This window comes from Paraburkholderia flava, assembly GCF_004359985.1.
Taxonomy (GTDB): Bacteria; Pseudomonadota; Gammaproteobacteria; order Burkholderiales; family Burkholderiaceae; genus Paraburkholderia; species Paraburkholderia flava.
This window is the reverse complement of sequence record NZ_SMRO01000002.1, coordinates 1,572,483-1,593,809: the sequence shown is the minus strand read 5'-3', so window position 1 is coordinate 1,593,809 and position 21,327 is coordinate 1,572,483. Positions and strand designations below refer to the sequence as shown.

General features: G+C 64.5%; 16 protein-coding genes and 1 pseudogene. 13 read left to right on the top strand and 4 right to left on the bottom strand.

The window, feature by feature from the left end:
• The first annotated feature begins 65 nt into the window (after window positions 1–65).
• The 3 genes from E1748_RS18600 to E1748_RS18590 all read left to right on the top strand — a co-directional run bounded on the left by E1748_RS18600 (window position 66) and on the right by E1748_RS18590 (window position 2,641).
• Window positions 66–1,799, top strand: a complete 1,734-nt coding sequence (locus E1748_RS18600; protein ID WP_133648631.1) for a ClcB-like voltage-gated chloride channel protein — start codon at window positions 66–68, stop codon at window positions 1,797–1,799.
• 343 nt (window positions 1,800–2,142) lie between these two features.
• Window positions 2,143–2,382 carry a hypothetical protein gene (locus E1748_RS18595; protein ID WP_133648630.1) on the top strand — a complete coding sequence of 80 codons (240 nt, stop codon included), beginning with the start codon at window positions 2,143–2,145 and terminating at the stop codon, window positions 2,380–2,382.
• Between the two features lie 28 nt (window positions 2,383–2,410).
• On the top strand, window positions 2,411–2,641 hold the full coding sequence (locus tag E1748_RS18590) for a DUF2795 domain-containing protein (RefSeq protein ID WP_133648629.1): 231 nt from the start codon (window positions 2,411–2,413) through the stop codon (window positions 2,639–2,641).
• A 77-nt stretch (window positions 2,642–2,718) separates the two neighbouring features.
• Here E1748_RS18590 and E1748_RS18585 read toward each other — a convergent pair whose 3' ends face one another.
• Window positions 2,719–3,342, bottom strand: a complete 624-nt coding sequence (locus E1748_RS18585; RefSeq protein WP_133648628.1) for a TetR/AcrR family transcriptional regulator — start codon at window positions 3,340–3,342, stop codon at window positions 2,719–2,721.
• 216 nt (window positions 3,343–3,558) lie between these two features.
• Here E1748_RS18585 and E1748_RS18580 point away from each other — a divergent pair, with 216 nt between their 5' ends.
• The 5 genes and pseudogenes from E1748_RS18580 to E1748_RS18560 all read left to right on the top strand — a co-directional run bounded on the left by E1748_RS18580 (window position 3,559) and on the right by E1748_RS18560 (window position 10,358).
• Entirely contained in the window at window positions 3,559–4,677 is a 1,119-nt protein-coding gene (locus tag E1748_RS18580; protein WP_133649429.1) for an efflux RND transporter periplasmic adaptor subunit, read from the top strand.
• A complete protein-coding gene (locus E1748_RS18575) occupies window positions 4,674–7,814 on the top strand; it encodes an efflux RND transporter permease subunit (RefSeq protein WP_133648627.1) in 3,141 nt (1,046 codons plus the stop codon). The genes E1748_RS18580 and E1748_RS18575 overlap by 4 nt, the downstream gene beginning before the upstream one ends.
• A gap of 2 nt (window positions 7,815–7,816) precedes the next feature.
• Window positions 7,817–9,322 carry an efflux transporter outer membrane subunit gene (locus E1748_RS18570; protein WP_133648626.1) on the top strand — a complete coding sequence of 502 codons (1,506 nt, stop codon included), beginning with the start codon at window positions 7,817–7,819 and terminating at the stop codon, window positions 9,320–9,322.
• Window positions 9,323–9,679: 357 nt separating this feature from the next.
• A pseudogene (locus E1748_RS18565) lies at window positions 9,680–10,039 on the top strand (type II toxin-antitoxin system RelE/ParE family toxin); the annotation flags it as partial.
• Window positions 10,038–10,358, top strand: coding sequence for a helix-turn-helix domain-containing protein (locus tag E1748_RS18560; protein ID WP_133648624.1), 321 nt, complete (start codon window positions 10,038–10,040; stop codon window positions 10,356–10,358). The pseudogene E1748_RS18565 and the gene E1748_RS18560, both read left to right, overlap by 2 nt.
• Before the next feature lie 185 nt (window positions 10,359–10,543).
• On the opposite strand, the gene E1748_RS18555 is transcribed toward E1748_RS18560, so the two are convergent.
• Complete coding sequence (locus E1748_RS18555; protein WP_133648623.1) at window positions 10,544–13,045, bottom strand: PBP1A family penicillin-binding protein; 2,502 nt, start codon at window positions 13,043–13,045, stop codon at window positions 10,544–10,546.
• Between the two features lie 661 nt (window positions 13,046–13,706).
• On the opposite strand from E1748_RS18555, the gene E1748_RS18550 reads away from it, so the two are divergent.
• The 3 genes from E1748_RS18550 (at window position 13,707) to E1748_RS18540 (ending at window position 16,768) form a co-directional block, all read left to right on the top strand.
• A complete protein-coding gene (locus E1748_RS18550; protein WP_133648622.1) occupies window positions 13,707–14,321 on the top strand; it encodes a plasmid mobilization protein in 615 nt (204 codons plus the stop codon).
• Between the two features lie 382 nt (window positions 14,322–14,703).
• Window positions 14,704–15,393 (top strand): PspA/IM30 family protein, encoded by a 690-nt coding sequence (locus E1748_RS18545; protein ID WP_133648621.1) that lies wholly within the window; start codon window positions 14,704–14,706, stop codon window positions 15,391–15,393.
• A 172-nt stretch (window positions 15,394–15,565) separates the two neighbouring features.
• Window positions 15,566–16,768 (top strand): tetratricopeptide repeat protein, encoded by a 1,203-nt coding sequence (locus E1748_RS18540; RefSeq protein ID WP_133649428.1) that lies wholly within the window; start codon window positions 15,566–15,568, stop codon window positions 16,766–16,768.
• A 106-nt stretch (window positions 16,769–16,874) separates the two neighbouring features.
• On the opposite strand, the gene E1748_RS18535 is transcribed toward E1748_RS18540, so the two are convergent.
• A complete protein-coding gene (locus tag E1748_RS18535; protein WP_133648620.1) occupies window positions 16,875–17,534 on the bottom strand; it encodes a TetR family transcriptional regulator in 660 nt (219 codons plus the stop codon).
• Window positions 17,535–17,705: 171 nt separating this feature from the next.
• On the opposite strand from E1748_RS18535, the gene E1748_RS18530 reads away from it, so the two are divergent.
• Together E1748_RS18530 and E1748_RS18525 are read left to right on the top strand one after the other, a co-directional pair.
• Window positions 17,706–19,193, top strand: a complete 1,488-nt coding sequence (locus E1748_RS18530; RefSeq protein ID WP_133648619.1) for a flavin-containing monooxygenase — start codon at window positions 17,706–17,708, stop codon at window positions 19,191–19,193.
• A 170-nt stretch (window positions 19,194–19,363) separates the two neighbouring features.
• Window positions 19,364–20,338, top strand: coding sequence for an alpha/beta fold hydrolase (locus E1748_RS18525; RefSeq protein ID WP_133648618.1), 975 nt, complete (start codon window positions 19,364–19,366; stop codon window positions 20,336–20,338).
• A gap of 198 nt (window positions 20,339–20,536) precedes the next feature.
• On the opposite strand, the gene E1748_RS18520 is transcribed toward E1748_RS18525, so the two are convergent.
• Window positions 20,537–21,304 carry a class I SAM-dependent methyltransferase gene (locus tag E1748_RS18520; RefSeq protein ID WP_133648617.1) on the bottom strand — a complete coding sequence of 256 codons (768 nt, stop codon included), beginning with the start codon at window positions 21,302–21,304 and terminating at the stop codon, window positions 20,537–20,539.
• Window positions 21,305–21,327: the final 23 nt, after the last annotated feature.

The window sequence follows — 21,327 nt, the reverse complement described above, 5'->3', positions numbered from 1 at the left end:
AGTTGCAACGGACGCGATGCTATCCTTCCGCTCGCGCCATTCCACTCACGTTTCACGCTCCCGTCGTGCTCTCATTCCTGCTGAAACTGCGCACCCGCGCGCAACATCTGTTCAGACTGTCCGACGCGCACACGATGCTGCTGTGGTCGGTGGTCGTCGGCGTCGCCGGCGCGTTTGCGACGATGGCGTTTCGCGAAGGCATCGCGCTGCTGCAACGCGCGATCTCGGGCGAGCCCGGCAGCTTCGTCGAGATGGCGCGTCGGCTGCCGTGGACCGTGCGCATCGTGCTGCCTGCGGCCGGCGGTCTGATCGCGGGCGTGTTTCTGCTGATCGCGCGGCGCGGCATGGACCGCAATAATCACGTCGACTACATGGAAGCGGTCGCGATCGGCGACGGCGTCGTGCCGGTGCGGTTGAGCCTGTGGCGCAGCGTGTCGTCGCTGTTCACGATCGCGAGCGGCGGCTCGATCGGTCGCGAAGGTCCGATGGTGCAGCTCGCAGCGCTGGCCGCGTCGCTCGTCGGACGCGTCGTGCACTTCGATCCGCCGCGCCTGCGGTTGCTGGTGGCCTGCGGCGCCGCAGCGGGTATCACGTCGGCGTACAGCGCACCGATCGCCGGCGCGTTCTTCGTCACCGAGATCGTGCTCGGCTCGATCGCGATGGAAAGCTTCGGACCGGTCGTCGTTGCATCGGTCGTCGCGAACATCACGATGCGCGAGTTCACCAGCTATCGGCCGCCTTACGAAATGCCCGTGTTTCCGCCGGTCACCGGCGTCGAGGTGCTGCTGTTCGTCGCGCTCGGTCTGCTGTGCGGCGCGGCGGCGCCGCAGTTCCTGCGTCTGCTCGAACTGTCGAAAGCGGGTTTCCGGCGCATCGAGCTGCCGCTGCCGCTCAAGCTCGCGCTCGGCGGCCTTGCGGTCGGCATCCTGTCGGTGTGGTCGCCCGAGGTTTGGGGTAACGGCTACAGCGTCGTCAACTCGATCCTGCATTCGCCGTGGACGTGGTCCGCGCTCGTGATGGTGCTCGTCTTCAAGATCGTCGCGACTGCGGCGACTGCCGGGTCAGGCGCGGTCGGCGGGATTTTCACGCCGACGCTGTTCGTCGGCGCGGTGCTCGGCTCGCTGTTCGGCCAGGGGATGCACGCGCTGTGGCCGCACGGCACGTCCGCGCCGTTCGCGTACGCGATGGTCGGCATGGGCGCGTTCCTCGCGGGCGCGACCCAGGCGCCGTTGATGGCGATCCTGATGATCTTCGAAATGACGCTCAGCTATCAGGTCGTGCTGCCGCTGATGCTGTCGTGCGTGGTCGCGTATTTCGTGTCGCGGGCGATCGCGAAGACGTCGATGTACGAGATCACGCTACATCGCAACCGCGAAGAGCAGGAGCGGATGCGGCTGCGCGCGACGCAGATGCGCGAACTGATCAAGCCGCCCGACACCGTCGTGCGGCCCAACGCGACCGTGCAGGAAATGACGCGCGTGTTTCTTGAGTACCCGGTCAAGTATCTGTACGTCACCGACGAAGCCGGCTGCTTTCTCGGCGTCGTCGCGCTGAAGGACATCACATCGGATCTGCTCGATCGGCGCGACACGTCCGCGCGCACCGCCGCCGATTATCTGCAGCCGCATTTCGACGTGCTGACGCCCGACATGCCGCTCGGCGTCGCGTTGCAGCATTTCATGGCGTTTCAGGGGGAGCGGCTGCCGGTGGTGGAAAGCATCAAACATCCGCTGCTGGCGGGTGTCGTCTACAAGACGTCGCTGCTCGACGCGTATTTCCGGATGAATCCGGCGCGTTGAAACGCTTCGCTAGTGATCGGGGAATCGACCGCGGATTCCCTGCCCTGACGAAACAGACCACAGTGCATCGTCCGCGCACCGGCATACCGCCGCCGCGCATCGCGTGACTGTCGGCCATTACGACTGACGAATCGTTTCGACAGGCCCCATCGACCCGGATCTCCCACCGGAAACCAGCGAAAGAGCCCAGTAAAAAGCACCCGCAGAAATTGCCGTATAAGATGTAAGAAGGCGCGTCTCGCTGGCCACGCGATGCCTGCGCTGAGCACGTGCACGCCGGGTCTCCCGAGCGGCACGGCGCTTGCTGCAGCCACGGTGCTGCATGAGGAAAGGAGGTCTGGCGATGAAAACCTCGACGCTGATGACCATGGTACTGCTGTCCGCTTCCTGTTTCGCCGCGCCCGCGCATACGGCACGCGACGTGAACGAGGCAACGGCGGTGGAGCCTGCGGGCGCGCTGCCCGCCGCGACGGACGATTCTGCACAGCAACAGCAACCGCAACACTGGCAGACGATTGCGTTGCCGAAGTCGCACCATCTGAGCCATTCGTTTGCCGGCCCCGACGAGCATCTGCAAACCTGATCGCGACCGCCCCGCACCGGAGCCCCAGATGAACGCACCGAGCATTCCCGACGAGCCGATCGATCTGCAGATCAGCGACGTATTGCAGAGCGTGCGTTATCCGGCGAACAAGGACGTGCTTGTCGATGCCGCACGCGACGCCGGTGCCAGCAACGACGTGCTGTCGATGCTCGACGGGTTGCCCGAGCAGGATTACGCGAATCTCGATGCGGTGACGCAATTGATCGGCAGCAACTATGGGCCGGGGTTGAGCGGCTAAGCCAAACGCCCGTGCAATAAAAACGAGGCGCCACGTGCGCCTCGCTTCATATCGACTCACATCGGCTCACGCCGGTCTCACCCCGCCATCCCGCGCCCAAACACCACCCGCCCGAAAAATTCCCCAAGCACCGACTCCGCCAGATCGCTCGTCACGTTCTTCGGGTCAATCGTGAACATGAAGTGCACGCCGTCGCACAGGCCCATCAATCCCACCGCGAGTACTTCCGCCGGCAACGGCAGCGGCACCCCCGTACGCGTCGCGAATTCGTCGATATAGGCGGCCATCTGCTCAAGCTTCTCGTGCATGAACGCATTGAAACGCACGCGGAAACGTGCGTCGCGCGCGGCAACCAGCTTCGCTTCCGCCCATAGCAGGAAGCACCGGTCGTCGCGATGCAGATGGCTGTAGTACAGCAGCACGCGGGCTTCCATCGCTTCGCGCGTGGCCTCGCCCGCGAAAATGTCTTGCAGCTCCGTCTGCATCAATTCGTGATCGCGTCGTAGCAGTTCGAGAAACAGTTCGGTCTTGCTGCTGAAGTTCGAATAGAACGCGCCGCGCGTGTATCCCGCCGCGGCCGCGATGTCCTCGACGCTCGTCGCGACGAATCCCTTCTTCATAAATATGGCTTGCGCGGCATCGAGCAGACGCAGGCGCGTCTGGTCTTTGCTCTGCTCGCGGGTCAGGCGTGTTCGTTTCATAAGAGGAGTCTAGCACTGATCCGATTACATATTCGCCTTTGCATTCAAATACAGGTATGTATTAGAATGCACAGCATCATCTGACCGGCGGTGTGCCGTGCCCGCTCATCGGGCGTTTCTGCGCAGTGCCCGCACCGGTTCCCCGTTTTTTTTCGCTCTCTCCTGTTCGGAGCCATCGTGGATCGTCCCGATTCCCCTGTCCTGTCTCACCCGTCCATGCGGCTCGCTACGCCGCTGCGTCGGGCAGCGTTTGCACTGGCGCTGTCCGGTGTCGTGCTGCTCGCGGCCTGTCAGAAGAAAGTAGCCGAGGCGCCTGCGCCGCGTCCGGTTGTCGCGAGCGCAGTGCAATCCGATGGCCGGTCCGCGACGTCGACGCTGCCTGCCGAAATCCAGGCGCGCTATTCGACGCCGCTGTCGTTCCGGATCGCGGGCAAGATCGTCGAGCGGCGGGTAAGGCTCGGCGATACGGTGAAGGCTGGCGAGATCGTCGCGCGGCTCGATCCCGCCGACGCGCAGAAGAACGCCGCCAGCGCGCAGGCCCAGCTCGACGCCGCGCAGCACCGTCTCGTGTATGCCAAGCAGCAGCTCGATCGCGACCGCGCGCAGGCTCAGGCGAACCTGATCGCACGCGCACAGCTCGAACAGACCGAAGACTCCTACGCGTCCGCCAGTGCGCAGCGCGATCAGGCCGCGCAGCAGGCTGCACTCGCGAAAGATCAGTTGCAGTACGCGACGCTCACCGCCGACCACGCCGGCGTGATCACCGCCGAGCAGGCCGACACCGGGCAGAACGTGTCCGCCGGTCAGGCCGTCTACAACCTCGCGTGGAGCGGCGACATCGACGTCGTCGCCGATGCGCCCGAAAGCGCGCTCGCATCGCTCGCGGTCGGCCAGCACGCGACGGTCACGCTGTCGGCGCTGCCAGGCCGCACGTTCACCGCGCGCGTACGCGAACTGTCGCCCGCCGCCGATCCGCAGAGCCGCACGTGGCGCGCGAAACTCACGCTCGACAACCCCGGCCCCGACGTGCGTCTCGGCATGACCGCCGACATCGCGCTCGCGGGTAACACGACGGCAGCCGGCCCCTCGTTCACGCTGCCCGCCACCGCGCTGTTCCATGACGGCAACGCGCCGGCCGTGTGGGTCGTGCGTGCGTCGGACAACGCGCTCGAACTGCGCCGTGTGCAGGTCACGCGTTACGCGGAGCGCACCGTTTCGATATCGCAGGGCTTGAAGGACGGCGACCGCGTCGTACTGCAAGGCGTCCACACGGTCTCCGCCGGAGAAAAAGTGCACGTGATCGCACCGCTGCATCCGGAGGACTTCGCGTCATGAACGCTGCGCACGAAGAAGGACGCTTCAATCTGTCCGCGTGGGCGCTGCGCCATCAGGCGCTGGTCGTTTTCCTGATCGTGCTCGCTACCGCGTTCGGGATTCTCGCGTACACGCGGCTCGCACAATCGGAAGATCCGCCGTTCACGTTCCGCGTGATGGTGATCCGCACGTTCTGGCCCGGCGCGACCGCGCGTCAGGTGCAGGACCAGGTCACCGACCGGATCGGCCGCAAGCTGCAGGAAACGCCGTCGACAGACTTCCTGCGCAGCTACTCGCGGCCCGGCGAATCGCTGATCTTCTACACGATGAAGGACTCGGCGCCGGTGTCCCAGGTACCCGAAACCTGGTACCAGATCCGCAAGAAAGTCGGCGACATCGCGACGACGCTGCCGCCCGGCGTGCAGGGTCCGTTCTTCAACGACGAGTTCGGCGACGTCTACACGAACATCTACACGCTCGAAGGCGACGGCTATTCGCCGGCGCAGTTGCACGACTACGCGGACCAGTTGCGCGCGGTGTTGCTGCGCGTGCCGGGCGTCGCGAAGATCGACTACTTCGGCGATCCAGACCAGCACATCTACGTCGAGATCACCAACACGCAACTCACGCGCCTCGGCATCTCGCCGCAGCAGATCGCGCAGGCGATCAACTCGCAGAACGCGGTCTCGCCGGCCGGCACGCTAACGACTTTCGACGACCGCGTATTCGTGCGTCCCAGCGGCCAGTTCGACAACGTCAACGCGCTCGCCGACACGCTGATCCGCGTGAACAACCGTTCATTCAGGCTCGGCGACATCGCGACGATCCGGCGCGGCTACGACGATCCGCCGTCGACACGGATGCGCTTCGGCGGCCATGACGTACTCGGCGTCGGCGTCACGATGCAGCCGGGCGGCGACGTGATCCGCCTCGGCAAGGCGCTCGATGCGAAGACTGCCGAGTTGCGCGCGTCGCTGCCGGCGGGCCTGAAACTCGTCCAGGTGTCGAGCATGCCGCACGCGGTCGCGCAATCGATCGACGACTTCCTCGAAGCCGTCGCCGAAGCGGTCGCGATCGTGCTGGTCGTGAGTCTCGTATCGCTCGGTGTGCGAACCGGCCTCGTCGTCGTGATCTCGATCCCGGTCGTGCTCGCGGTCACCGCGCTGTGCATGTATCTGTTCGGTATCGGGCTGCACAAGGTGTCGCTCGGCACGCTGGTGCTCGCGCTCGGGCTGCTCGTCGACGATGCGATCATCGCCGTCGAAATGATGGCCGTGAAGCTCGAACAGGGCTGGAACCGCCAGCGTGCCGCCGCGTTCGCGTACACCAGCACCGCGTTCCCGATGCTGACTGGCACGCTCGTCACCGTGTCGGGTTTTCTGCCGATCGCGCTCGCGAAGTCGAGCACCGGCGAATACACGCGCTCGATCTTCGAAGTCTCGGCGATCGCGCTGATCGCATCGTGGCTCGCGGCGGTCGTGCTGATTCCGCTGCTCGGTTATCGGTTGCTGCCGGAACGCAAGCACCCTGCACCGGCGCATCCGCACGAAGGCGAACAGGACCACGAGCATGAACACGACATCTACGACACACGCTTCTACGGACGGCTGCGCGGCTGGATCGCGTGGTGCATCGAGCGGCGCTTCGTCGTGCTCGGCATCACTGTCGTGCTGTTCATCGTGTCGCTTGCGGGCTTCACGCTCGTCCCGCAGCAGTTCTTCCCGAGTTCAGACCGGCCCGAACTGCTGATCGACGTGCGCTTGCCGGAAGGCGCGTCGTTCGACGCGACGCTGCGTCAGGTGCAGCGCCTGGAGAAGACGCTCGACGGCCGGCCCGAGATCGATCACTTCGTGAACTTCGTCGGTACCGGCGCGCCGCGCTTCTATCTGCCGCTCGACCAGCAGTTGCCGCAGCCGAACTTCGCGCAATTCGTCGTCACCGCGAAAAGCGTCAAGGATCGCGAGAAGCTCGCGCGCTGGCTCGATCCGACGCTGCGCGCGCAGTTTCCGGCGATCCGCACGCGTCTGTCGCGTCTTGAAAACGGACCGCCGGTCGGCTATCCGGTGCAGTTCCGCGTGAGCGGCGACGACATCGCGACGGTGCGTTCGATCGCCGAGCGCGTCGCGGCCACGATGCGCGGCGACGCGCGCACGTCGAACGTGCAGTTCGACTGGGACGAGCCGGCCGAACGCTCGGTGCGCTTCGAGATCGACCAGAAGAAAGCACGCGAACTGGGCGTCACGTCAGACGACGTGTCGAGCTTCCTCGCGATGACACTGTCCGGCTACACGGTCACGCAGTACCGCGAGTACGACAAGCTGATCAGCGTCGATCTGCGCGCGCCGAAACGCGAACGCGTCGACCCGTCGCAACTGCTCACGCTCGCGATGCCGACGCCCAATGGTCCGGTGCCGCTCGGCGCGCTTGGCCATCTGCGCAACGATCTGGAATACGGCGTCGTGTGGGAACGCGACCGGCAACCGACGATCACCGTGCAGTCCGACGTGGTCGCAAACGCGCAGGGCATCGACGTCACGAATTCGGTCGATCACGCGCTCGAGTCGATACGCCGCACGCTGCCGGTCGGTTACCGGATCGAGATCGGCGGCTCGGTCGAGGAAAGCGCGAAGGGCCAGACGTCGATCAACGCGCAGATGCCGATCATGGTCGTCGCGGTGCTCGTGCTGCTGATGATCCAGCTGCAAAGCTTCGCACGCGTGCTGATGGTCGTGCTGACCGCGCCGCTCGGACTGATCGGCGTCGTCGCGACGCTACTGATGTTCGGCCAGCCGTTCGGCTTCGTCGCGATGCTCGGCGTGATCGCGATGTTCGGGATCATCATGCGCAACTCGGTGATTCTCGTCGACCAGATCGAACAGGACATCGCCGCCGGCCACCGCCGCTTCGATGCGATCGTCGGCGCAACCGTGCGACGCTTCCGGCCGATCACGTTAACGGCTGCCGCCGCGGTGCTCGCGCTGATTCCGCTGCTGCGCTCGAACTTCTTCGGGCCGATGGCGACCGCGCTGATGGGCGGCATCACGAGCGCGACCGTGCTGACGCTGTTCTACCTGCCGGCGCTGTACGCGATGTCGTTCCGCGTGCGCAGCGACGAACGCGATCCGCCGGCCGACGGCAACGCGCATTCGGGAAACTGATCATGAACCACTCTCCCCTACGCCGCACGACGGCTGTCCTCTCCGGCACCGCGCTGTTCGTACTGGCCGGCTGCTCGTTCGGACCGAACGGCAACCCGCCTGCGATGCCGCAACCCGTGCACTACGGTGCCGAACCGCAGCCGCTGCGAACCGTGTCCGCGCAAGGCGTGTCGCAGCAGTTCGTCGCGGGCGCGAAGGCGGTGCCTGAATGGTGGAAGCTGTATCGGTCGGACGCTTTGAACGCGCTCGTCGAAGAAGGCTTCCGTCATAGCCCGACACTCGCCGCCGCCGACAAGAGCCTCGCGGCCGCGCACGAACAGTTGCGCGCGCAGGTCGGCAGTTCGATGCTGCCGACGATCGATGCCGGCGGCCAGGCCACGCGCGAACGCGCACTGGGCATCCCGGTGTTCGGACCGAACACGTCGCTGTACAACGTGTTCGTCGGGCAGCTGCAAGCGAACTACACGCTCGATCTGTTTGGTGCGTCGCGGTTGCAGAACGCGGCGCTGGCTGCGCGCGTCGACGTGCAGGCGTTCCAGTTCGACGCGGCACGACGCGCGCTTGCGGCGAACATAGTGTCGGCGGCGATCAGTGCGGCGACGCTGCACGCGCAGGTCGATACGACCGAACAGCTCGTCGCGCTCGCGAACGATCAGGCGCGCGATACGCAGCGCCGTTACGAACTCGGCGCGGTCTCGCATGCGGACTTTCTCAGTGCGCAGCAGAGTGCGGCATCGCTGGCGGCGAGTCTGCCGGGATTGCGTCAGCAATGGCTCGCGACGCGTCATGCGCTCGCCGTACTGCTCGGCCGCACGCCCGACGCCGCCCCCGACGATCTCGATCTCGCCGCACTGCACGTTCCCGAAGACGTGCCCGTGTCGGTGCCGTCCGATCTGCTGCGCGCGCGGCCCGACATCCAGGCCGCGGACGCGACGTTGAAGGCCGCCTCCGCCGACGTCGGCGCGGCAACCGCAGCGATGTTCCCGAGCCTGTCGTTGACCGCATCGATGGGACGCGCCGGTTTCAGCTGGCCGCTCGTGACGTCGGGTGCGGGCGCGATCTGGAGCATCGGCGCATCTTTGACGCAACCGATCTTCCACGGCGGCGCGCTGTTCGCACAGCGACGCGCGGCGATGGACACATATCAGGCCGCCGTCGAGCAATACAAGCAGACCGTGCTGGCTGCGTTCCAGAACGTCGCCGATTCGCTCGCAGCGCTCGAACACGACGCGCAGTCGCTCGATGCGGCAAGCGTCGCTGCAAGTTCGGCGCAACAGATCTTCACCGAGACATCGCAACGCTATCGACTCGGCGCAGTACCGCTGATGTCCGCGCGTTCGAGCGAACAGCAGTATCGCAACGCGCGACTCGACGAGATCCGCTATAGCGGCGCACGTCTGTCCGATACTGCGGCGCTGTTTCAGGCGATGGGCAATCCGCCTGTGAACACACCGTCGACATCTCCCTCTGCAGCATCCGCACAAGCCACCGCTATCGCAAAAGACTGAACCGAGGTTATCCCCGGTTTTTGTTGAAGAGGATGTGGATAACGTTCGGACAACCCGGCTAACGTGTTGTCCGGACGATGCTTTTGCGTGGCGGTGCGAAATGCGTCATGCGGCGGTTGCCGCAGGAACCGTCACGGTACGCCCACCCTCCCTCCGCTGACCAGTCATCCCAAAGGCCATCCACCGGATGGCCAATACGCTCCCGGATAGAAACGAACGACGAACTGATTCGAGAGGATCAAGTCTGTTATGCGACCCCGTTGCGGTGCCCGACGATCGAGTATCCGTCGCAACACAACGGGTTGAGCAATATACCACTCAGTGGTATATTTTGATCACTCTCACGTTTCACCGAATATGGCAAAACCAGGTTCAAGAGTATTCAAGACGTCGTGGTTCACCAGGAGAGCGAGAGCCGCCGAAATCTCCGACACCGACCTGTGTAAAGCAGCGTCGGAGCTGGAGATCGGCCAGGGCAGCAACCTCGGCGGAAACGTCTGGAAAAAGCGGCTCGACAGGAACACGCAGCGCGGTATCGTCGTCAACCGGATCGGGGATTTCTGGGTGTTCGTGTACCTGTTCGCGAAGAGCGACCGGGAGAACATCGACGATAGCGAGCTGCGTGGTTTCAAGACGCTTGCCCGTGACTATGGCAACACGAAGGCCGCCGACCTCGAGAGGATGTTGGCGTTGAAGGAACTCATGGAGATTTGCAATGAGCAAGACCCGTTTCAAAAGCGATGCAATGGAAGCGATTCACAGCGCAGCTTCCGGCCTGCATCGCGCGAAGGTCATCGACAAAAAAACGATGCGTGAGTACGACGAGCTGTGCATCGAAAAGGCGCCGGAGTTCAATCCCCGGCAGATCGCTCGTATTCGGGAGGGCGTGAAGGTCAGTCAAAGCGTGTTCGCGCTGTACCTGAACACCACGGCCTCCACCATTCGTCAATGGGAACAGGGCGACAAAAAGCCGAGCGGCATTGCTGCGCGCATGCTTCAGCTCGTGAAGAAGAACGGCCTGGCTATTTTCGCGTGACGATGCGGCGAGGTGCGAGCGCGCATCTATCCACAGCTTGTGTTGAGAGGTCTGTTGATAACACCCGGACAACGTCGCCAGGTGTCTGATTGAAGACGGCTTTCGTCTGGTGACTCAGGAATCGTCATGCGCGGATATACAAGGCACCCGCGAAGGTACCCGCGGGCACCCGCGCATGACTTACATCAAGGCTTGTTCGACTCGAACAGATCCATGATCTGTTGCTTCTCGCCCGACGACACCGTCGGCACCGGCGGCGGTGTCATGCCTGCCGGTCCAATCCCGCCCACTGCATCGGTTCCACCTGCGAGCGGATTCGCCGCATCCATCCCGATGCTCGCCACAAAGCCGTTGCCCGGCGTCGCGTCTGCATAGAACAGTTCGCCATCGACGGTCGTCACACCGGACGGCATCGCCGGTTCGGCCTGCGGCACACCGTGCAACGCACGCTGCATGTACTCGACCCAGATCGGCAACGCGAGCTGCGCACCGAATTCACGACTACCGAGGCTCTTCGGCTGGTCGTAGCCCATCCACGCAACCGCGACGAGCGACTGCTGATAGCCGGCGAACCAGCCATCCTTCGCATCGTTCGTCGTACCGGTCTTGCCCTGCAGATCCGAACGATGCAGCACGTTCGTGCCCGCGCCGGTGCCCGCGGTCGCGACCGAATGCAGCAGGCTGTTCATGATGTACGCGTTACGCGGCGCCAGAGTCTGCGGTGCATCGCGGCCCGCCGTCAAAGGCTGTGCCTTCGAGATCGGTTCGCCACGCGCGTCGGTCACTTCGGAGATCAGGTACGGATTGATCCGGTAGCCGCCGTTCGCGAACACCGAGTACCCGCCCGCTTCCTGCAGCGGCGTGACGAGCCCGGCACCGAGCGCCATCGGCAGATACGGCGGCGTCTTGTCCGCGTCGAAGCCGAAGCGCTGCGTCACGTAATCCTGCGCGTACTTCGTGCCGATGAACGACAGGATGCGGATCGACACGAGGTTCTTCGACTTCTGCAGCGCGAGGCGCATCGACATCGGGCCGTCGGGTTGATCGTCGTCCTTCGGTTCCCACGCTTCGCCGCCCGGCGTGGTCGCGGGAAAATACAGCGGCGCGTCGTTGATGATCGTCGCCGGTGCGAGGCCCTTGTCGAGCGCCGCCGAATAGATGAACGGCTTGAAGCTCGAACCCGGCTGGCGCCACGCCTGCGTCACGTGATTGAACTTGTTCTTGTTGAAGTCGAAGCCGCCGATCAGCGCGCGAATCGCACCGTCCTGCGGCGTCAGCGACACGAGCGCGCCTTCCACCTGCGGCAGCTGCGTAATCTGCCAGTTGCCCTTCGCATCGGCGATCACGCGGACGATCGAACCCGGCTTGAGGCGCAGCGTCTGCGACGCGCGCGCCGACAGCGCGGCCGCCGCGAAACGCAGCCCGTCGCCGTTGATCGTCGCGCCCGTGCCGTCGAGGAACTGCACCTTCACTTCCTTCGGAGCCGCCGACGTAACGACCGCAGCGACGATCTCGCCGTTGTCCGGGTGATCGGTGAGCGCATCGTCGATCGCCTGATCGCGATCGTCGCCCGGCGCCGGCAGTTCGACGAAGCCCTCGGGCCCGCGATAACCGTGACGCCGTTCGTAGTCCATCACGCCCTTGCGGACCGCGTCGTATGCGGCGGCCTGGTCGGCGGAATCGATCGTTGTCGTGACGTTCAGGCCGCGCGTGTAGATTTCGTCGCGATACTGCGCGTACATCATCTGACGCACCATTTCCGCGACGTACTCGGCATGCACGCTGTACTCGTTGCCGGCCGTGCGCGTGTGGATGTCTTCCTTCACCGCCTGGTCGTACTGATCCTGCGTGATGTACTTGAGGTCGAGCATCCGTTTCAGGATGTACTCCTGGCGGATCTTCGCGCGCTTCGGATTGACGACCGGGTTATACGCGGACGGCGCCTTCGGCAGCCCCGCGAGCATCGCGGCCTGCGCGAGCGTGACGTCCTTCAGGTCGATGCCGAAATACACGCGCGCCGCTGCAGCGAAACCGTACGCGCGCTCGCCCAGATAGATCTGGTTCATGTACAGCTCGAGGATCTGGTCCTTCGTCAGCGCGCGCTCGATCTTGTACGCGAGCAGCATTTCGTAGATCTTGCGCGTGTAGGTCTTTTCGCTCGACAGGAAGAAGTTGCGCGCGACCTGCATCGTGATCGTGCTCGCGCCCTGCGACGCGCCGCCGTGCATCAGATCCGCGACGCCCGCACGCAGGATGCCGACGAAGTCGACGCCGCCGTGCTCGTAGAAACGGTAGTCCTCGATCGCGAGCACCGCTTTTTTCTGCACGTCGGGGATGTCCTGGAAGCGCACCAGACTGCGGCGCTCTTCGCCGAATTCGCCGATCAACACGTGGTCGGCGGTGTACACGCGCAGCGGTACTTTCGGACGATAGTCAGTGAGTGCGTCGAGCGACGGCAGCTGCGGCCCCATCACGACGAGCGCATAGCCGAGGATCAGCCCGCCGATCACGCCGATCGTCGCCATCAAACCGGCGAACCACAGCATGAGCGACACGCCGAACGAACGCCTGCGCGGCGCGTCGTCGCTGCGGGATCGTCCCGACGGTTTTCCGTTGTTCCAGCTAGGTTCTCGATCGCCGGACTGGCCGGGCGACTGGGAGGAATGCGGTCGTTTGATGATAGGCATGTCTGGAGTATTAGGCGCGTCGCTGCGCACCTTCTGCGCGCGGCTGCCGGTCAGTGGATATCGGCGGTGCCGCGTGTTGCATACGCATGAACCATGAATCGGGATGCGGCTTTCGACGCTCTTGCGCCCGCCGCCGCGACCCCGCGGACGACATCGCAAACAGCCATCCGATGAATGGCCGCCCCGTGATTATCCCGTACCGGACGGCCCGCGTGCCGAACGCCCGGCCGCCGACGCATATCGTCATGCGGCTCGAAGCAGAACGCGGCCCGGCCTCGCGCGGCACGGCCCGATGAGGCCCGGCCCCGGTGGGCCGGCAACGGTCCCGGCGCAACGTAACAGCGCATTCTAAAGAAATCAAGCGGGCCGTCCGCCGATTTTTTTGTAAGAATTCTCGGGCGATAGTTCCCCACAGGCTTTCTGCGCACCGCTCATTCGCTTCTCTCCCCATCAGGCATGCGGTCAGGGTACGGTTATCAACAGAAAATGTTGAGAGCCCTGTGGACAAACCCGCCGAAAGGCGTACAACTCATTGAAGTCATGGCATTTTTGTCGCGCGCCCGGTTTCGCGTCCGTCCGCTGCGAACTATGATGAAACGATACGCGACCGCGCACCTGAGCGCCCGGCACCGGAACGACGCTAACAAAGCACGAGCCGACCATGAACAAGCCTACCGAACGCATCGTCGTATTCGTCTCGCCCGCGCAGAAACGCGCGATCGCCGCGAGCGCGGAACGCCTCGGCATCAGCGTCAGCGAACTGATGCGGCGGGCGGTGCTGAGCTTCGGCGCGACGAGCGAACAGGTGAAGGCGGCGAGCATCGTCGACCGGCTCAACGCGCCGCGCGAGCCGGATGCGCTGAACGAAGCGTTGCTGCGCGCCGCGCGGCCGGTTGCGAAAGCGCGCGGTACGCGGGCGGCTGCTGCAAAACCCGTGGCCGCATCCAAAGCACCGGACGTCGCTCCATCCAGCGCACCAACCGAAGCATTGCCGTTCTCCCAGGCATTGCGCGCACAACGCGACGCGCTCGAACCGAACAACCTCGACGGCACGCCCGTCGATCATTCCGCACTCGACGATCTGCAGGCCGCCGCGCGCGTGATCGCCGCAAAAGCCGCCGCGATCGCCGCGGGCGGCACGGCGGCAAACAGTCCCGCTGCCGCAGACACGCACAACGCAACGCCCCCCGCTACGCCCGCGCGCGACCGCCGCACGCGCGACGCAGAAGAACGCGACCCACCTGGATCGCCGACACCCGACGGCCGCTTTGCATAGCACGCAACGCACATGCGAATACCGTCACGAAACACAGGTAGAAACGGTTTCAGCACGCAGTTTTTGAAAGCGCGTCTTAAGACCGTTTTAAGAGAGGCCGTGGTGTAATATCCGCGGGCTGCCGGGACATGCGGGACATGCCGAAGGGCCTGTCCGGAAACACGATGAGCAGTACGATTAACGAACCGTTACACGCAATTTGCAGCACCGCTATTGCAATTCGTGCGACGCGCCCCGATGTCCGGCTCGACGTTCGCGCGCACATCGTGTGCGAGCCACGTCGGCGCCCCGCGGTCCGCCGGTTGCACAGGCCGTGGACACGTCGGTCAGTTGCTTCGGTAAAACAGCTGACCGGCGCCGATTTCAATTCATGGAGGGTTTCATGTCGCTTTTTGACAGCATTTCGCGCACGCTCAAAGGTCTGCTCAACGACGCCGCCGATTCCGTGCAGGACCCGTCGCGCGATTCGCGGCAAATCGTCCGCGAACTCGACGACAGCATCGCGAAAGCGGAAAACTCGCTGATCGAGATTCAGGCCCAGGTCGCGACGCAACAGAGCAAGCGCGACGTCGCCGCCGACAAGGCGAAGAAGTACGAAGACGGCGCGAAGCGCTCGCTGCAATCGGGCGATGAAAACCTCGCACGCGAAGCACTCGGCGCACAGGCCAACGCGGAAGCGGAACGCGATGCGCTCGCGCACGAACTTTCGACGCTCGAACCGTCGGTCGATCAGTTGAAGCAGCAGATCGACGACATGCGTCAGCGCCGCAACGATCTGAACGCGCGCTCGAACATCCTGCAGGCGAAGCAGCAGATCGCGCAGGCGAAGGACGTCGCGGCGTCCGCGCTCGGCGGGATCGGCGGGATCGGCGGCAAGAATCTCTCCGAGGATTTCCAGAAGCTGGAAGACAAGGTCGCACTGTCGAATGCACGCTCGGACGCCCGGCTGAATTCCGCCGACACGAAGAGCGGCAAGGCCCTCGACGACAAGCTCGCGGATCTGAATCGCGGCCCGTCGGTCGACGACCGTCTCGAAGCGTTGAAGAAGCAGTTGAATACGCCGGCGCAGTAACGTCGTAGACGTTGTAGAACAGGTTGCGCAATACGCCGATCGCCGATTCTTGTCGAGCGGCGTTGCGCGCAGCCCCGGTAGCGCGGCACAGGAATATGCCAGCAGCCATGCCGGCGCTCCACGCTACCCTCAACCGACAAGGAGACGGACGGTCAGCCGTCCGGTCCGCATGATGAAGAAATTCCTCGCAGCAGCGTGTCTGTCGCTGATGCTCGCCTCGGGTGCCGTGTTCGCGGCGGTACCGACCGTGCAGCAGATCGAATCCGCGATGGCGCAGGGCAACTGGCAGCAGGCCGACAGCGGTCTCAAGCAGGTGCTCGAAGCGCATCCGAACAACGCGCGTGCGCATTACCTGTACGCCCAGGTGCTCGATCGCGAAGGCCGCACCGCCGACGCGCTCGCGCAGATCCAGCAGGCGAAAACGCTCGATCCGCAGATCCGCTTCACCGACGCGTCGCGTTTCGCACAGACCGAAGCGCGCCTCCGCCGCGACGCGGAACGCTCGGGTGCGGCGACCAGCACTAACCGCACGGGTAATCCGTTCGTTCAGCAAAACGCGCCTGCTATCCAGCAACAAAATGCGGTCGTACAGCAAGCACCGCAACGTCACGGCCCGTCGATGGGTGCATGGATCGGCATCGTGCTCGTGATCGGCGCGATCGCGCTGGTGCTGCGCTGGACGCTGCGCCGCGCACGCAATGCAGGGGCTACGCAAAGCGACGACGAACGCCGTGCGCAATTGAAGCGCGCCACCGAGCTGCTGAACAAAGTGCGTTCGCTGAAGCTCGACGTGCGGCTGTCCACGGTGCCCGGACACGAGGCGCTCGAAAAAGAAGTCGAAGGTCTTGAAGCGCAGTTGCGCGAACAGGTCGAAGCGCTGTCGGGCGCGAAGAATCCTGTGCCGCCGTATCAGCTCGAAGAGCTCGAACGCAACGTCGAGAGTTTGCAGGCGCGCGCCGAAGGTCGTCCCGATCCGCATGCGGGCGGCAACGCGCAGACCTACTCGGGCGATTCCGCGTACGCACGCGAAGCGGACGAACGCTTCGGTCGCTCGCAACAGCAACCGCCCTATCCTCAACAGCCTTATCCGCAGCAACAGCCGCCGGTGATTGTCCAGCAAGGCGGTGGGTTCGGCGGCGGGATGGGGGGGCTGCTGACCGGTGTGCTGCTCGGCGAGGCGCTGAATTCGGGCCGCGATCGTGTGGTCGAGCGTGACGTGATCGTCGATGACGAAACGCGTCGGCGTGGCGGCGGTGGCGATAACGGCAATCTCGACTTCGGCCAGGGCTCGAACGACTGGAACGACGGCGGCTCGGGCGGCGGCGACGTCGACATGGGCAGCAACGACGATTCGGGCGGCTGGAGCGATACCTAAGTTCTGCGCCGACGACTGACGTCAACGCAAACAGAAACACCCTGCGCGCCTCACGGCCCGCAGGGTGTTTTTTCATCGGCATTCGACGTTCAACGTAGCGTTCAGGTCAGGCCTGCGCGCCGTGCTCCTCGAGCACCATCGCACCCGCAAATAGCCGCACGATGAAACGCTCCGTGTAATCGACGAGCGCGTCGCGATGTTCCGCGTTGACGATGTACTCGTGCGACAGATGAAACAGCTGCAGCACGATCTGCGTGCAGATTTCGTCGACCGTTGCACGCGACAACGTCGGCATCAGGTTCAGCTGCACGACGTCGTCGGCCATTTCGGCGGATACCTCGTGCAGGTTCGCACGCACCGCGTCGCGTAATGCAGGCAGCGTGCCGTGATATTCGGCGAGCGCGCTGAGAAACGCATCGCGGTTATCGAGCGCAAACGCAAAGAATGCAGCCGACGCTCGGCGCGGCACGCTCAGCGGTTCGTCGTGAGCAGCGAGCCAGCGTTCGCGCCGCAGCATCGGCCGCAACCGCCGGCTCACCCATTCGACAGCCTCGCGCGCGAGCGCATCGAGCGTGTCGAAATGCCGGTAGAACGTGTTCGGATTGAGCCCCGCCTCGCGCGCGAGTTCGCGCAGGCCGAGCGTCGCGAAGCTGCGGCCGCCGGCCGTCAGCCGCAGCGCGGCTTCGATCAGCTTGCGCTTGCCTGGGGCGAGATCCGGGTCGGGATCGGCGTGCAGTGTGGGGGGGAAATCGGCGGTGGAGTCCATGGTGTGACGCATGTAGCGCACGTAGAGCCAGGTGCAGTATTCAAATACCGGTAAGACGCACTGTAAACGATCTTGACGCGAAGTACACAGTTGTCTACCCTCGTCGCCATAAAGTAGACATATGTCTACGTTGCCCGGATTTATCCAGATCAATCGACCAAGGCACGCTGAATGACAACGAGCCCTACCCCTCCCCGTATTGCAATCGTCGGCAGCGGTTTCGCCGGCATCGGCATGGCGATCCGGCTGATGCGGATGGGGCTCACGTCGTTCACGATCTACGAGGCGGCCGGCGATATCGGTGGCACGTGGCGCGACAACACCTACCCCGGCGCGGCGTGCGACGTGCCCTCGCATCTGTATTCGTTTTCGTTCGAGCCGAACCCAGGCTGGTCGCGTGCATTCGGCGGCCAGGCGGAAATTTTCGCGTACCTGAAGCACTGCGTGCGCAAATACGGACTCGCACCTTATCTGCGCTGCAACGCGCCGGTGCGGTCCGCGCGCTTCGATGAAACGCGTCAGGTATGGCGGCTGGAAATCGGCGGCGCGGACGATAACAGCGCGCACGAACAGATCGAAGCCGACGTCGTGATTGCTGCGAGCGGTCCATTGTCGCGGCCGGCGATGCCGCAGATCGACGGCCTCGACCGCTTCGCTGGCAAGCTGTTTCATTCGGCGCGCTGGGATCACGCGTATCCGCTCGAAGGCAAACGGGTCGCCGTGATCGGCACCGGCGCGAGCGCGATCCAGTTCGTGCCGCAGATCCAGCCGCGCGTGACACACCTCGCGCTGTTCCAGCGCACGCCGCCGTGGATCATGCCGAAACCCGACAAGCCCGTCGGTCCGCGGATGCAGTGGCTGTTCAGGCATCTGCCGTTCACGCAGCGCTTCGTGCGCGGTGCGATCTACTGGCAGCTAGAATCGCGCGCGGTCGCGTTCGTCGTGAATCCAAAGCTGATGAAGCTGCCGATGAAATTCGGCCTCGGCTACCTGCGGCGACGCGTGCAGGACCCGGCGTTGCGCGCGAAGCTCACGCCGGATTACCTGCTGGGCTGCAAGCGCGTGCTGCTGTCGAGCGACTACTTCCCTGCGCTGTGCCAACCGAACGTCGATGTCGTCACGACGTCGATCCGCGAGATTGTCGCCGACGGCGTCGTCACGACGGACGGCACGCATCACGCAGTCGATACGATCATCTGCGGTACCGGCTTCCAGGTGAACGACTACGGTGCGCCGTTCGACGTGACCGGCATCGGCGGCGCGGATCTCGGCGCGAAGTGGCTGCGCGATGGCCCCGAGGCCTACCTCGGCACGAGCGTCGCGGACTTCCCGAATTTCTTCATGATGGTCGGCCCGAACACCGGGCTCGGCCACAACTCGATGATCTACATGATCGAGTCGCAGGTGCAGTACATCGCCGAATGCCTGCGCGAACTCGCGCGGCAAGGCGCGCGCACGATGAACCTGCGGCACGACGTGCAGCAGGCGTTCAACGCGCGTCTGCAGCACGAGATGCGGCACGCCGTGTGGACGACCGGCTGCCGCAGCTGGTACCAGACGAAAAGCGGCAAGGTCACCGCGCTGTGGCCGGGCTTCACGTTCAGCTTCCGGCGCCGCACGAAGCGTGTGCGCGCGGACGATTACCGGTTCGCGCGCTAGCGGCGCGCATGTCGAGTCGGACGTACAGATGATCGCAACGTTTTGCATGAAGTCAGAGTAAGCACCAGAGACCAGAGCACGTGCTTTACAGCGACCCGGACAGCGCGCGCCAGCGCAAACGCCGGGCCGCTGCCAAAGCGCTCACTCCGATCGACACAGGGAGACAACACATGACCCGCTTCGAATCCATTTCGCCCGCGCAACCCGCACCGTTGCCGCGCCGCTCGCTTGCCGCGCGTCTCGGCATCGTCAGCGTGCCGCGCACCGAGCTACGTCGACGCTACACGCAGACCGGGTCGAAGTTCGTGCAGATCATGGGCACCGACGTGCACTACGTCGAGCAGGGCACCGGTCCGCGAACGCTGGTCCTGATCCACGGTTTCGCGTCGTCGCTGCATACGTGGGACGGCGTCGCCGACGATCTCGCGCGCGACCATCGCGTGATCCGCCTCGACCTGCCGCCGTTCGGCGTGACCGGTCCGCTGCGCGACGCGTCGGGCCGCATCGAGACGATGAACATCAGCGTGTACCGGCGCTTCATCGATACGTTCATCCAGGCCGTCGACGCGACGCACGCCACGCTGATCGGCAATTCGCTCGGCGGATTGATCGCGTGGGACTACGCGGTGCGCCATCGCGGCGCGGTCGAGCAGCTGGTACTGATCGACGCGGCCGGGTTCCCGATGAAGCTGCCGATCTACATCGACCTCTTCAACTATGCGCTCGTGCGCATCAGCTCGCCGTGGTGGCTGCCCGAGGCGATCGTGAAGAGCGCCGTGCGCAACGTGTACGGCGATCCGCGCAAGCTGACGGCGCCGGTCTTGCGGCGCTACATCGATTTCTTCCACGGCGAGGACACGCGCGAGGCGATCGGCAAGATGGTGCCGACGCTCGATTTCCGCGACCTCGATACCGACGTGCTGAAGACGCTCGATGTGCCTACGCTCGTGCTGTGGGGTGCAAAAGATCGCTGGATTCCACCTGCGCATGCGGCTGAATTCGCGCGACGGATTCCGGGGGCGAAGTCGGTGATGTATCCGTCGTTTGGTCACATCCCGATGGAGGAATCGCCGGGCGATGTGCTGCGCGATCTGCGTGGGTTTCTTGTGCGTGAACCGGGTGGCGCGGCGGTTCGGCCTGTGTGAATGACGCGACAGTCGTGACTGTATGAATGACGCTGCGCACCGGGTCTGCGTGCGCAGCGCGATACCCTAACCGTGTGTGCGCGGGCCGCGCAGCGGACTGCGAGCGCAACCCGCTTTCAGCCCGCCTCACAGCTCACCGCAAACCTCACCGCAAACCACTAACCGCACACCATCCGGTTAGCAGAACCCGCCCCACCCTCAAACATCCGCCCGCCCGACATAAACGCGCGTCTGATACGCAAACTCGACTGTACCGTCCTGCGCCGTACGATCGAACAGCTCGCGCAACGCATCGAGCAGCGGCGCGTAATTCGGATGCCCTTCCTTCGGCGCATACGACGATGACATCAAGCGCCCCTTCAGGCCGTCGAAATCGAGCCGCTGTCCGTTCGGAAACACCGCGTTCGCGATGAACGCCGGACCGAACCAGCGAGCCATCGATTCATCGTCCGCATAGGTATCGGCCACCGCGCGGTAGTCGATACCGTAGCGTTGCAACAGCGCCTCGTAGTCTTCGAGAAACACCGACCCGTCGAGCAACCGGCTGTTCCAGAACAATGCGATGCGTCCGTGCGGCGTGAGGATCCGCGCGAACTCCTTACGCACCGTCACCGGATCGAACCAGTGGAACGCCTGCGCGGCGATCACGAGGTCGACGCTCGCGTCGGGCAGCGTCGTCGCCTCCGCAGTCCCGGCGACGCTGCGAAAACGTGCATCGCTGCCGAGCCACGCATCGGCGGCCGAGCGCATCGCGTCGTTCGGCTCGACCGCGACGACCGGATGACCCGCGTCGACGAAAAGCTTCGCCGAGATGCCGGTGCCCGCGCCGATATCCGCGACCCGCGCGTCCGCCGCGACGTCGCACTGCTCGTGCAGGAAGCGCACGACGTCGTGCGGATAGGTCGGTCGGTAGCGGACGTAATCGGCGACGCGGTCGGTGAAACGCTGGGTCGAATCGGTGCTCATCGGAAGTCCTGTTGTGACGGTCA